Genomic DNA, 14016 nt, shown 5'->3' with positions numbered 1-14016 from the left:
CAGGGATCTGTTTATGAAATTGATGACATCTTTAGCAGGAGTCGCGCTGTGGGTATGTGCGCTTCCGGCGTTTGCCACTGTCTGCCAAAACTCCAATGGCGTGCCAGCGGATATTTTTTACGATCTGTCTGACGTCTTCACCAGCGCAAACAATAATGTCGGGCAAATCATCACCCTCGCCGAAAAGTCGGGTTGGGTCGGTGTCAATGCCACTTGTCCGCAAGGAACCACCGGCAACACCACGATGCGCAGTTACGTGAGTACCTTGCCGGTGCAAGAAGTGATCGGCGGTTACCAGTACATCAAGCTCAATGATTATCTCGAAGGGGCGATGAGTATCACGGACAGCTACGCCGGGCAATTTTACCCGCCGCGCAACTATATTCAGATGGGAACCCACGGCAATGTGTCCAAACAGCAGCCGTTTCCGGTTCAGGATTCGAAGCTGGTTTTTAAACTCAAAGTGACAAGGCGTTTTATCAATATGGTGCCGATTCCACGGCAGACCATGTTTACGGTATATGTCACGACGCGAAACACCGACCCACTCACCACTCCGGTTTATACCATTAGCTACAGCGGAAAAATTGAAGTGCCACAAAGCTGTGAAATCAACGCCGGGCAAATCGTTGAATTTGATTTTGGCGACATTGGTGCTGCGCTGTTTAGCCAGGCCGGGGCCGGGAATCGACCGCAAGGTGTGACGCCGCAAACTAAAACCATCGCTATTAAATGCACCAATGTGGCGGCGCAGGCCTATCTTTCTCTGCGGGTGGAGGCGGAGAAAGCGTCCGGTAATATGATGGTTTCAAATAATAACGATCTCGGGTTTATCGTCGCCGATAGCAGCGGAACGCCATTTATTCCTAACAATTTTGGCAGCAAAATCAATTTCCGTCTCGACGATGCTGCTGCGGCGCAAGTGGGGATTCGGGCCTGGCCGGTAAGCGTGACAGGGAACAAACCGTCGGAAGGGCCGTTTAGTGCGCGGGGCTATTTGCGGGTGGATTATGACTAAAATTGCGATGCTGCTGTGGTTGGCGGCAAGTCTGGCGAGTCATGCTCAGGCTGACACTTCGCTCGGCGCCATCAATATAGAACTTCGTGGCAACGTGGTGGATTTCAGCTGTTACGTCGAAATTGGGGATGACAATAAAACAGTGCAGCTTGGGCGTTGGCCGACCAAACAACTGCGCACTACAGGCAGCACTACGCAAAGCATACCTTTCACGTTAAAGCTGAACGGCTGCCCGCCGGGTGCCGCGTCAATCACCTTTTCTGGGAAGCAAGCCACGGGTAACCCCGGTTTACTGGGGCTTAATAACTCGAGTGGGGCGACAAATGTGGCAGTCGAGTTGCGCGATAAAGATAAAACCCGTCTGCCCCTTGAGCAGGCAAGCCAGGATGTGCCAGTCGATGCCAACGGAAATGCGGAATTAACCTTTTTTGCAAATTACATCGCGCTTGCCGATAACCCGCAAGCCGGGCAAGCCGACGCAGATGCTACGTTTATGATTAGTTATTATTAGAAAGCCTCTCAGGCGTCATTAAATTAAAAAAACCGGGCGCGAACCTACCCCTGTTAGTTTAAGAGTGAAATATCCGGGGCGACCACCGGGTTTGACGTCCCTCCGGGAACCAAATCCCGGCGTTCCCCCTCATTCGTTAGCTTAAGTGAATGGTGTTAGGCAATAACCCGGTTTTTTAATTTAAAAAAGCGATGGGATGAGCAGTTATAATAATTCTTTTACTCGGGCGTAATCGATAAGCTCGACAATCGATGTGACATGTAGCTTGGAAAATATATTAGATTTATGCGCGCTGATGGTTTTGTTACTCAGCAGAAGTTGTTCGGCAATTTCCTTATTGGATAAACCATTGGCAAGGTAACGTAATACGGTTATCTCTCTGTTTGATAATGGCGTATCGTCAGTCACTCCGTTGCGAGAACCCGGATTACTGATTAACTCCAGCGTTTCGGAGGGGAAAAATGAATACCCTGCAAGCAACATTTCTACCGCATGATAGATATCTTCCTGCTCCTTCCTTTTACTGACAAACCCATTTGCCCCGGCCTGAATAGCACGGCCCGCATAAAACCTCTCAGACTTGGAAGATAAGAACAGTATACGAGTGTCAGCTTGTATGCTCTTGATTCTTTTTAATAAAGTGAAGCCATCAATGGACGGCAGTTCAATGTCGAGAATCACTAAATCGACAGAGTGGGAGCGCATATAGTTGACCACCTCCCGGCTGTCGTCGGTTTTCATCACCACATCAATATTTTTATTTTTCTGTAGCAGTACCTCTATCGACATTCTGACAATAGGGTGTTCGTCCATAATAATTACGGATGCAGGTTTCATATTCTTGCCTCTAATTTTTTGAGGAACATATCGCATTGACGCAAAGTCACTGGCGGCGAAAGTGAAAGGGTGTTTCACTGTTTCGTATTTTATAATGTATGCAAGATGCTCCCTTGAACTTAAAAAATTCCTTCATAAGTACTATTTTCTAATGACTGCGAGTGAAACAAAAAATTATTTCAATAAGAAAATAAATCTATTCAAATTAGATAAATGAATAGGTTGATTATACAGCCATATTATTTAAGAAAAAGGCCACTGTTATGCTCGGGGAATAATGCTGTGATCAAATTCTAATTAAATTGGTTAATTAATTGTTATTTGGTGTGTGCGTCTGTGTTAAGTGAAATATTTGGGGAAAAAGATTGTTTTGAACATGAAGAATAGTGAGAAGTCTCGAATGTTTCCTATTTGTTATCCGTAGCACAGAGTGATTACGTGGTTAATGTTCGGGAAGCGGCATAGTTAGCGGGAAACTGATTCTCCAGGAATAGTTGTAATTGTTAATAAACTGTTCTTATTTAACAAATCGCGAGCATTGAAAATAAGTCGTTTCCTGGCTTTCACTCGGAAGTCGGTTAGTTAGCGTGGCTACACGTTGGCGGATGAAGCGCAGGACAATTTATTCAGCAAATGTATCAGTGATTTGTTGTTCCCTGCTCCAATACGAGCGGTAACCCGCCCAAGGGTGTAAACCACAGAGTGGTAGGGTTTGTTTAATGACCCAGCAATGGTTTTCAGCGACTCTCCTTTTGCCACGGCCAGCAGAATATTCCATTCACGCTTTGAAAGTGGGACTGAATGTGACCCATCCTGAGCAATAGACCAATCTTGCCGGGCTCGCTTCTGAGTCAGCAGAATAAGCAGATCGGTAATTCTCAGTCGCCGTTCCACCACAGGGAAGATTGATGCCGCATCGATCAGTCGGGCGACTTCAATACAACGGCAGGCAGTCAGCTGCATCATATTCAGGCGTGGCCAGGTTTGTTGCCATTGCCTGATCATATTTAGAACATCAATTGCTGGCTCGCTTACACCATCCAGATCGATGAACACTCGCGGTTGCGGGTTTTGTTTAAGCATCACCTCAGCCTCCTCCAGGTGTGCGCAGACATGAGTTCGCTGGAACTTAAAAAAGTACTCAGTCAGTGCCAGCGACAAGTAGTAGTCACTGGTCACGAGGATGATATCGACTGGTTCAGGCAACTGCTTTGCATACATTTGTTGTTGTAGTGACTCAATGCGGTCAAAGACAATCGGGGCCAACCGGCTATGAAAATGTGTCAGATCGCCATTTTTGATGCGTCGAAATCTACGTTTGCGCGCGGCTATGTACAAATCTTCAGTAACTCGCAGCGCAAAGAAAAGGACTGTGAATAGCGATTCGGGCGTGAGTCAGTGGTGCATCAATCATCATTTCCATATTTTTTCATCAACAGCACCTGTCAGTGCTGAAATAGACTCTCTGTCAATACCGCTGATAATCGTAAGCTGATTTTATATAGCTTACGATTATATCGTTGCGATAAATCCTGACATGAAATAATGAGGTTAGATATTAGAATTGACTTAAGTAAATATAAGGGGTTTCTTAAAACAATAACCAAGGGACGGGAGGTGGGTATTTATATCCGGACGGTTACCACCTGGATATAAATGTCTATAATAATGATGGCGTGAAATTTTGGTTAGGGATCATTTTTTCGCAAGGCAGGTACTCCTGCCATTGATTGCGCCCATTATTTTTTGCTTGATACAAAGCCAGGTCAGCATATTTAAACAACGTCTCATACTTTTGCCCTTCAGACCAGGCGGCCATACCAGCGCTAATTGTTAATGGGAACGGCTCATTATCAATAGTAAGAGGGTTTCTGGACAGTTCATTAACAATGGTATTTATTAATTCCCGGTGGTTTATCTCAGGGGTATTAGCGAGCAACAGGGCAAACTCTTCACCGCCTACGCGTCCAAATAATTGACTGTCGGGGATAAACTGTTTTAACCGCTGGCAAAAGGCAACGAGAACCTTATCTCCCTTTTGATGCCCCCATACGTCATTTATTTTCTTGAAAAAATCAATATCAATTAAAACCATTGAACAGATATCGCCTTTGTTCAATGACGACGTAATTTCCTCAGCCGCTTTAGTAAATGCCCGGCGATTGAGAATGCCGGTCAAATCATCGTGATTAGCTAGTTGGGATAACTTAGAAAAAAGTTTATCGCGTTCAGAAATGGCAACCGCAATCGTAAGCGCGCAAAGCGCCAGTACTGCAACAATTGTCCTGACAGCAGAGATGTAGATATTCTCTGAAAAATGTAGATAACCATGCGTAGAGTGAATGATCCACATAAAGAAGAATGCACCATTCATACTGATACCAAAGGTTGTTAGAAATAGATTTCCTGAAAGCGCTAGCCATATTATGGTTGGGATAATCAGTATTGACGCCATCAGGAAATATATTTTGTCCTTTATGAAGATAAAGGCGAACAATAATAAAATAGAAGGAATAATATGTAGAAATGCATTCAGAAAATCATTCTCGAAAGATTTAAGTATTTTTGGAGCTGCCAAAATGACAGGTAAAAATACTATAAAATCAAGCGACTCATTTAAGTACCAATAAAATGCTGTTTGTAAAAATGCATTACCATACAGAGCAAATAATGCTCCTGAGCCTACTAATGAACCTATAATAAGAGAGGGTTGGCAGAGCAATAACCATTGCGGAACACTATGCAAACTACCCAGCCATTCGCCTTCTTCAGTACGCGTAGCGAAGTGCTGCAGAGTGATATAACCTATTGAAATTGTGATGATGTTGGCGGTGGTCATCAATAAAACCTGGTTTGGGCTTGTACCGATTAATAAATCTGGCAACACCATGCCGACGCAACAAATTAAATAATGATACCAGTTAACATGTTTGTAAAAGCGTAATAACACACCAATGGTTATAGCATTGGTCAACCAAACTAAAGAAAATGGGCCATTAACTCTTTCAATAATACCTACGACGGTTGTCAGCGTAGTGACTATAAATAAGGTTATCATTGGATGACATTTATAAAAAAAATTCTTAAGCGTAAGTATCATTCAAGGTTACTTCCCAATCTAACTATCAACACAATAGAGCAATATATGAATTCGAGTTTTTATTAATTACGACCATAGAGACTCAATTGGGACAGGTTTCCCTGTATGATATCCCTGCAACCACTCGATTCCCATCGATATTAGCATCTGTTTTATTTCTTCATTTTCAACAAATTCCGCGACAACTTCCAGACCTTTAAATTTAGCCGCTTCACAAAATGACATGACGATTAGTCGGTCAAACTTATCATGAACAACATTGCGAATGAAGGAGCCATCTATTTTTAGTATGTCGACTTCTAAAGTCTTTAGACGAGAGTAACTGGATGCTCCTGTACCAAAATCATCAATCGCAATTTGGCATCCCAGTTTGCGCAGCTCCTGCAGGACACTGGATGCATTAATATTATCGATGATATCTGACTCTATAATTTCAAATATAATGCGATCAGGGCGTATCAAATATTTCTTTAAAAGAGCATTCAGTCTATCCAGAAAATCCTTTCTACTTAGCGACTGAGGTGTCAAATTGATGGAAAAACGAGTATCAGATTTAGATTGATCCAGGGATTGCATAAACTGAAATGTTTGTTCAATTACAGTTAGATCTACTTGAGCAAGCAATCCTGCCTCCTCAGCCACCGGTAAAAAAGTATCCGGGAAGAAAATTTTTTCATTGATCGTCTTCATCCGAATAAGAACTTCATAATAATGGCTGCGGTTTTTAGTTGAAACTATTGGCTGAGCAACGAGCATAAATGATTTACGGTCAATCGACTTTTGCAGAAGATGGCGTATAGCTCCCGAACTGACTGCCTGATCTCGAGGATTTAGAATATTAAAAGCTTCTGCTTTACCTTGCTTTAGCGAGACATAGGTACGGGCATTAAGCTGTCCCACGACATAAGAAAGATTATTGATACTTTTGCCATACACCGTGTATGCGATGCCAAAATTGAGACCTAACTCCATTTCTTCCCATGAAAAACGAAAAGATGACATCGCTTTATAGTAAGGATGGATAATATCGTCATCAACTTTGTTAAGGCGTAGAAGCAGCCCATACCCGGGGCTGTAATACATTTTTTCATTATCCAGAAGTAATGGGCTTAAATAAGAAAAAACAGCCTTAACGAATTCGAAGCGAAATATTATTCCATGGCTTTGCGTTAGCGTATTTAATTCAGGGCATTGAATAATACACAACCCAGCGTGTGGGTAACGAATTATATCATTTTTTAAGGCTAGAAGATTAGGCAGTCCGGTGTGCGGTTCTGATAAAGAAATGCGTTTTAGGCTTCTAATGTATTTTAGAATGCGTGTAACTAGGACACCAACGATTACAATTGTTAGTGAAAAGGTAAAAATCATAGAGCAAGAAAGAGCCAGGTGGCTCACATAATGGTTAAAAGTAAACTCATTATTAATTGATATGTAATTATCAATGTAGTCGCTCAATAAAATGAGCATGACAACCCAAAGGGGAGACATTAGTGCATGTCCGAGACAAATTGCACCCCAGAGCATAACAGGTAAAAGCCACACTATGCTGTAATCAGTAAATACTAATGTATCGCCTTGCAAATAAATCAGGCAATACATAATACCAACCACCAATATTGCCCAGATTAGTTGATAAATTGCACGAGGCCCAGAGGTGATTAATACTTTTAATTGGTTAAGATAATTTAGAAACCATGCCGGCTTGTAGCAAGCTCTGAGAATGAGATAACAGAATGGAGTACCTGTAATACAGGATGTTAACATCCATTGCACATTAATCAGTGTGGGGATACTTAAAATCTTTATATCTGATATAAAATGAAACTTTAGTAATAACCACTGTTGAAGCCCAGTAAAAACAAGGGTGTTAAAACATATTAGCCAAAGTATGCGTTGAGCGCTGAGGTTACTGCGCCCGAAACTGACGGCTCCACGCTTTCCAGTGAAATAGAAATAGACTTTTGTGCTGATTAAAGCCGCTGTGAGCTGAGATGTTGTCTCAAGGAACTGGGATAAAGATTGTGTGTGAAAACTATACAGAGCAAACACAGTGAGAACAGGAATGGCTTTTTTGTTATACAAAATGAGCAGTGCGGAAATCACTGGCAACGTGAGATCGTAGAGTCTGATAGTTGTCCCAGAAATCTCAATGCTATTACTCAGTTTGTCTGCAAATGAATAGAGGAGAACAAATGAAAGGCAGAGCACGACGTATTTTTTTAGGTTTTCAGGGCGTGCAAACTGCATCAATGGAGAATTTTTCCATTGATTAAACGCCGTACTTTTTGTGATCCTTGAGTTTTTTTTAGCTAACTCAGTTTCCATGACCACAGGTGTGTCCATTTTTACAAAAAAACTTCTAAGCCCCATGGTACTTACTCACAATGATTTACTTTTCGATTATAAACAGTCTAATGATAGCCATGATGTTTTTAATCTTATCCGTGATTCATTCAACAAACACTAAACCAATAAGTTGCTATTAATTTTCATATGGATTTTAGTGACGAGTCAAACGAAATGTATGATTAACCAAAAATAAATGTTATTTGCATGCTGTGAATGTTATTTTATGGTGCCTGTATGTTTTATTTGGGTTTGAAAATGAGGTGATATATTTTCAATGAGTAATAGTGTGAAGCATAAGTAAGGGAGTTGAAAACATATCCAGAAATAGACATTTCTGTAGCAGGGTCAGGATTCTAATACATTTCTCAAGTCATCTAATGTCTTGGGCAACTAATTATTTATCGCCCTGTCCTTAAGCAATCGTCAAACTGCGTTAATACTTTATCCATTTCTTTAGAATAAGGAGTTTGTAAGTTTAACTTTAAATAAGGGATCGGTTTATTAAACCAGATGTCATGAATCTTACCAAAATCAGGTGATTTTCTAATTTTACAAAGACTCTGATTTACCAGTGACTTAAATTCTGTGTCATCGTGCGGCAGTAGTATGACAAAGAACTGTGGTTTCCCAACCCCTTTATTGCTAATGGAAAATAAATTTTTATCGCTCTGAGCCTCAATGATTTCTTTTAATGAAATATCATTGATAAAGGCAGCCGATGTTTTTCCACTGCGCATCAGCTCAAAAGCTTTTTCCATGGTCGGAGTTTTAATGACGAATAAATTGAGACTTAACTCGCGATTGGTCTGGTTAAGAGCAAGAGCATCAACTGATCCCGAAGTTACACTGACAGTGTGCCCTGCTAATTGATCAATAGATGATATGTTTTTGTTCTTAAACGTTGCGAATCGGGTATATGAATAAGTGTAGGGGCTTGAATAGTCTGCAATCGTTTTCCATTCATTAACGTTAGCATTAACTGAGCAGATCATATCTACCTTTTTCTCACGCAATAATTCATCCCTTTCTGGCAGATATTTGTTCTCAATATAATTAACTTTTAAGTCAGGTATGTTCAGATGTTTACTGATATCACTAACGATAACATTACATAAATCGATAACATAACCAACAACTTTGCCATCCGATGCGGCATAAGAAAAGGGTGGAGCATCACGAAAGGCAATGTTTATTTGATGCGTTTTTTTGATGTTATCGATCGTCTGTGATAGTTCGGCTTGAGCCACAGAAACAAACAAACCAGGAACAAGAAAACCACATGTAATTAACCGGTTGAATATTTTTTCAATATTGTTTTTGTTATGAGCTACTTTGTTTTCTATATTCATATAGGATGTTAATTTTATGTAATTATACAAGAAAGGATCGACGGTAGATATTTGCTGTCAGTTATACACATAAAGCACACCATTGCCAATTTCATTATATCTAACAAGACGGATTTGGCGATTGATGTAGTATGTTTTAAATACATTGCGATCATTTAATGGTCAAGTTATTTCAATGTATTAACAGTATTTTATGAAATTAAAAAAATCCGTGCAAATAATTCAGACTAGTTGGTAAAAAATAATAAATGTTGAATTCGTAAACGCTAATCAATTAATTTTTTAGATTTATGTTAATAGATTTTGAGACGGTATTTTTATTAATAGTCAAATCCGGATAAAGATGATGCTGGAGAAAGTTGATCATCATTTCACAGGATACACTTAGATTAAGAACTTGTTTGTCGAACACCCTGCTGGCATTATCCTGTGCAGGGATTAACGGGACGTTAATCGCAAGTAGTTGATTTTGATTTAAATGACTCGGGGTGCCCTTCTTTGTGAAGGCTGAGAAATACCCGTACCACCTGATCTGGATAATGCCAGCGTAGGGAAGTCAGATGCCTGCTAGGTCATCCCTTCTTCACGCCGGGCAGGAGCTTTCAATATGCAGCCTGACCTGCTACCCGGCCATCTTGCCGCGTCGGTTTTACACAATTTACATCAAGCTTCCCCTTTGGTTCACTGCATGACTAACGATGTGGTGCAGAGTTTTACCGCCAACGTTTTGCTCGCTCTTGGTGCGGCTCCGGCGATGGTTATTGAGCCAGAAGAAGCCGCACAATTTAGCCCTATAGCCTGCGCTCTACTCATCAATATCGGCACACTCACCTCTGAGCGCAGTACCGCAATGCTTGCAGCTATTCATGCTGCGAACCAATCTTCTACCCCCTGGGTGCTTGACCCTGTGGCCGTCGGTGGCCTGGAGTTTCGTACACAATTTGCACGCACGATTCTTGCATCAAAACCGGCCGCAATTCGTGGCAATGCGTCGGAAATCATGGCACTTGCGGGCGAGCATACCGGTGGGCGAGGTGTGGACAGCACTGAAGAAGCGCTTTCAGCTCTACCCGCTGCTCTTAAGCTTGCCCAGATTACCGGTGCAATTGTTGCGGTAACCGGTGAGGAGGATTACGTCACCGATGGAGAGAATGCCTGGAGTATTGCCGGTGGCGGCGTGTTGATGACGCGTGTTGTCGGCACAGGATGCGCACTTTCCGCGGTTGTTGCTGCCTGTTGTTCATTGCCCGGCTCCCGGTTAGACAATGTCGCCTCCGCCTGCCAGTTTATGAAATGTGCTGGCGAGCAGGCAATTGCTGCAAGCCGCGGGCCTGGTAGTTTCACCCCAGCCTTTCTGGATGCGCTTTACGCACTAAATGCGGAGGCTCTGGTATGAAAGGAGTTAAACGCATTAACGCGCTAACTATTGCAGGAACCGACCCGAGTGGTGGCGCGGGTATCCAGGCTGACCTTAAAACATTCTCGGCATTGGGCGCGTATGGCACCAGCGTTATTACCGCGCTGGTTGCACAAAACACACGTGGAGTGCAGTCGGTTTATCGTATCGAACCTGAGTTTGTCGCAGCCCAACTTGACTCTGTGCTGAGTGATGTTCGAATCGACACTGTCAAAATCGGCATGCTGGCAGAAACAGATATTGTTGAAGCCGTGGCCGAGAGGTTGGCTTTTTACCAAGTCAAAAACGTGGTGCTTGATACGGTCATGCTGGCGAAAAGTGGCGACCCGTTGCTTGCTCCTTCTGCGGTAGAAAGTTTACGTCTCAGGTTATTACCGCAGGTGGCATTGATTACCCCGAACTTACCCGAGGCGGCAGCTCTGCTGAATACGGTACACGCTCGCAACGAACGTGAAATGAAAGAGCAGGGGGATGCATTGCTGGGGATGGGATGCAAGGCCGTGCTGATGAAAGGCGGCCATCTTGATGACGCTGAAAGCCCAGACTGGTTGTTTACCCAAAGTGGAGCGCAGCGTTTTACTGCACCACGTGTGCAAACGCGTCATACCCATGGTACGGGTTGCACACTGTCCGCCGCACTTGCGGCACTTTATCCACGCTATAACGACTGGCCTCAAACTATCATAGCGGCGAAAAAGTGGTTATCCCAGGCATTAGAACAGGCGGATTCGCTTGAAGTTGGGCAAGGAATTGGGCCGGTTCATCATTTTCACGAGTGGTGGTAATGGCGTAAATCTCCGCCGGGCATAAAACGTTACACCATAAAACAAACCGAAAGTGCTCCCGTAGGTGGCGAATACCGTGAGTCACGGCCAGGATTATGTCTGCCTGTTTTAACAAAAGCAGGCCAGGAGAATCCATCCTCAGCGGGCAGGGTGCTCGCTGAATTTACGGGAGCGTATTATGACTGATATTGCACAGTTGCTTGGCAAAGACGCCGACAGCTTGTTACAGCATCGTTGTATGGCTATTCCGGCAGACCAGCTGTATCTGCCAGGTTCGGATTATGTAGACCGCGTGATGGTGGATAACAACCGCCCGCCTGCAGTGCTACGAAACATGCAAACGCTGTATAACACCGGGCGGCTTGCTGGCACTGGCTACCTTTCCATTTTACCGGTCGATCAGGGTGTGGAACACTCCGCCGGAGCATCGTTTGCGGCAAATCCTCTCTACTTTGACCCGAAAAACATTGTTGAGCTGGCGATTGAAGCGGGCTGCAACTGTGTCGCTTCAACCTATGGTGTGCTGGCATCGGTATCACGGCGTTACGCGCATCGCATTCCTTTCCTCGTCAAACTTAACCACAACGAAACGCTCAGTTACCCAAACACTTTCGACCAGACGTTATACGCAAGCGTCGAGCAGGCGTTCAATATGGGTGCGGTGGCCGTGGGGGCGACCATTTACTTTGGTTCGCCAGAGTCACGTCGCCAGATTGAAGAGATTTCAGTGGCGTTTGAACGCGCACATGAGCTGGGGCTGGTCACTGTTCTTTGGGCATATTTGCGTAACCCGGACTTTAAAAAAGACGGTGTGGATTACCACGTAAGCGCCGATCTTACTGGCCAGGCAAACCATCTGGCCGCCACTATTGGCGCGGATATCGTGAAGCAGAAGATGGCGGAGAATAATGGTGGCTACAAGGCGGTGAACTTTGGTTATACCGATGACCGTGTGTACACCAAACTGACCAGCGATAACCCGATAGACCTGGTGCGTTATCAACTGGCCAACTGCTATATGGGCCGCGCAGGGTTGATTAATTCCGGTGGTGCCGCTGGTGGCGAAACCGACCTGACAGATGCTGTGCGTACCGCTGTCATTAACAAGCGTGCGGGTGGAATGGGGCTGATTCTGGGGCGCAAAGCCTTTAAGAAATCCATGTCTGAGGGTGTTAAGTTGATTAATGCTGTGCAGGATGTGTATCTGAACAGCAAAGTGACTATCGCCTGATTTTCTGCGTATTCCTGGCGGGTTAGCGCAAGCGACGCCCGCCAAAAACTTTCCCACATTCATTAGTTACCTTCATCACAATTCCATAACATTTTGTGAAAAGCATCACGCCCCCCTGGACATATGTCCAAAAAATTACTCGCATTTAAGCACCTTTGAACGAGGCGGAGGTGATTTTTTACGCATAGAGTAAGTGGTGAAACGCTGTTTTAAATTAACAAAGGGACAATGACAGCCGTGAAAATAGAATCCGTAAACGTAACCGTTTTTACTTACCCAACCCGCCGAGTTTCTGACAGTGCAGGCCATTCTCACCCTGGCCCGGAAAGCCTTGCGAAAATGGCGATGCTGACGATTACCACTGATGAAGGTGACTGTGGTTACTCTTTCGCGCCACCAGAAGTGGTGCGCCCATATGTAGTGAATGCATTCTTCCGCAAAGTTCTGGTCGGGCAAGACCCCTTTAACCGCGAGCGCATCTGGCAGGATCTGGTGCACTGGCAGCGTGGCAGCGCACACCAACTTACCGAACGTGCACTCTCATTTGTTGAGCAAGCACTGTGGGATTTAATTGGCCGCAAACTGAAAGTGCCGGTTTACAAATTGCTTGGTGGATTCCGCGACAAAGTGCCTGCTTACGGCAGCACCATGTGCGGCGACGAACTGGAAGGGGGTTTATCTACGCCAGACGAATTCGGCCAGTTCGCTGAAAAGCTGGTCGCTCGCGGCTATAAAGCCATCAAACTTCACACCTGGATGCCACCGGTTGCCTTCGCTCCAGATCCAAAAATGGATGTCAAAGCCTGTGCCGCCGTGCGTGAAGCCGTTGGCCCGGATATCGATTTGATGCTTGATGGCTATCACTGGTACAGCCGCAGCCAGGCGCTGTACATCGGCAAAGAATTAGAAAAACTCAACTTCGCGTGGTTCGAAGAGCCGATGGAAGAAGAGAGCATGGCGTCTTACGTCTGGCTTTCTGAGAACTTATCTATCGACGTTGTCGGGCCAGAAAGCCTCGGTGGCAAACATCATAGCCGCGCAGACTGGGTAAAAGCGGGCGCGTGCGACATCCTGCGTGCCGGGGCGAACGGCGTTGGCGGCATATCACCAACCATGAAAGTTGCTGCACTTGCTGAATCTTTCGGGATGGATTGCGAAGTTCACGGCAACGGTGCGGCAAGCCTTGCGGTGGTTGGCGCGATTCGTAACTGCCGTTGGTACGAGCGCGGTTTACTGCACCCGTTCCTTGAATACGATGAGCCAGCAGCCTACCTGAACAGCATCGTTGACCCGATGGACGCCGATGGCTTTGTGCATTTGCCACAACGTCCGGGCTTGGGTGAGGACATTAATTTCTCGTATATCGAAACGCATACCGTAAGCAAAGACTAACAGCCGTAAAAATAATAATCCCGG

General features: G+C 44.4%; 11 protein-coding genes and 1 riboswitch. Of the genes, 6 read left to right on the top strand and 5 right to left on the bottom strand.

The genetic code is table 11. From position 1 onward, the window contains the following. Positions 1 to 13 precede the first annotated feature (13 nt). Complete coding sequence (fimH, locus tag GC128_RS11650) at positions 14 to 1018, top strand: type 1 fimbria D-mannose specific adhesin FimH (RefSeq protein ID WP_151994441.1); 1005 nt, start codon at positions 14 to 16, stop codon at positions 1016 to 1018. Next, positions 1011 to 1529, top strand: coding sequence for a fimbria assembly protein (gene sfmF, locus GC128_RS11645; RefSeq protein ID WP_151994440.1), 519 nt, complete (start codon positions 1011 to 1013; stop codon positions 1527 to 1529). The genes fimH and sfmF overlap by 8 nt, the downstream gene beginning before the upstream one ends. A 204-nt stretch (positions 1530 to 1733) precedes the next feature. Here the strand turns inward: sfmF and fimZ are convergent, their stop codons facing one another. The 5 genes from fimZ to GC128_RS11620 all read right to left on the bottom strand — a co-directional run bounded on the left by fimZ (position 1734) and on the right by GC128_RS11620 (position 9167). Next, entirely contained in the window at positions 1734 to 2366 is a 633-nt protein-coding gene (fimZ, locus tag GC128_RS11640) for a fimbria biosynthesis transcriptional regulator FimZ (RefSeq protein ID WP_151994439.1), read from the bottom strand. A 591-nt stretch (positions 2367 to 2957) separates the two neighbouring features. Continuing rightward, positions 2958 to 3449, bottom strand: coding sequence for a LuxR C-terminal-related transcriptional regulator (locus tag GC128_RS11635; protein ID WP_226812088.1), 492 nt, complete (start codon positions 3447 to 3449; stop codon positions 2958 to 2960). A gap of 577 nt (positions 3450 to 4026) precedes the next feature. Beyond that, positions 4027 to 5424, bottom strand: a complete 1398-nt coding sequence (locus tag GC128_RS11630; RefSeq protein WP_193216247.1) for a GGDEF domain-containing protein — start codon at positions 5422 to 5424, stop codon at positions 4027 to 4029. Positions 5425 to 5532: 108 nt separating this feature from the next. Continuing rightward, positions 5533 to 7794, bottom strand: coding sequence for an EAL domain-containing protein (locus tag GC128_RS11625; protein ID WP_226812086.1), 2262 nt, complete (start codon positions 7792 to 7794; stop codon positions 5533 to 5535). Positions 7795 to 8216: 422 nt separating this feature from the next. Beyond that, positions 8217 to 9167 carry a transporter substrate-binding domain-containing protein gene (locus GC128_RS11620; RefSeq protein ID WP_151994435.1) on the bottom strand — a complete coding sequence of 317 codons (951 nt, stop codon included), beginning with the start codon at positions 9165 to 9167 and terminating at the stop codon, positions 8217 to 8219. A 474-nt stretch (positions 9168 to 9641) separates the two neighbouring features. Then, positions 9642 to 9738, top strand: a riboswitch (TPP riboswitch). A 36-nt stretch (positions 9739 to 9774) separates the two neighbouring features. Here GC128_RS11620 and thiM point away from each other — a divergent pair. The 4 genes from thiM to GC128_RS11600 all read left to right on the top strand — a co-directional run bounded on the left by thiM (position 9775) and on the right by GC128_RS11600 (position 13992). Continuing rightward, positions 9775 to 10563 (top strand): hydroxyethylthiazole kinase, encoded by a 789-nt coding sequence (thiM, locus tag GC128_RS11615; protein ID WP_151994434.1) that lies wholly within the window; start codon positions 9775 to 9777, stop codon positions 10561 to 10563. Further along, positions 10560 to 11369 (top strand): bifunctional hydroxymethylpyrimidine kinase/phosphomethylpyrimidine kinase, encoded by an 810-nt coding sequence (thiD, locus tag GC128_RS11610; protein ID WP_151994433.1) that lies wholly within the window; start codon positions 10560 to 10562, stop codon positions 11367 to 11369. Before thiM ends, thiD begins: the two co-directional genes overlap by 4 nt. A gap of 178 nt (positions 11370 to 11547) precedes the next feature. After that, positions 11548 to 12600 (top strand): class I fructose-bisphosphate aldolase, encoded by a 1053-nt coding sequence (gene fbaB, locus GC128_RS11605; protein ID WP_151994432.1) that lies wholly within the window; start codon positions 11548 to 11550, stop codon positions 12598 to 12600. 237 nt (positions 12601 to 12837) lie between these two features. Beyond that, entirely contained in the window at positions 12838 to 13992 is a 1155-nt protein-coding gene (locus tag GC128_RS11600) for a mandelate racemase family protein (RefSeq protein WP_151994431.1), read from the top strand. The last annotated feature ends 24 nt before the right edge of the window (positions 13993 to 14016 follow it).

Source organism: Buttiauxella massiliensis, assembly GCF_902500225.1.
GTDB classification, from domain to species: domain Bacteria; phylum Pseudomonadota; class Gammaproteobacteria; order Enterobacterales; family Enterobacteriaceae; genus Buttiauxella; species Buttiauxella massiliensis.
Note: the sequence above shows the minus strand (reverse complement) of the source record. Positions and strands in the feature narration are given on the sequence as shown.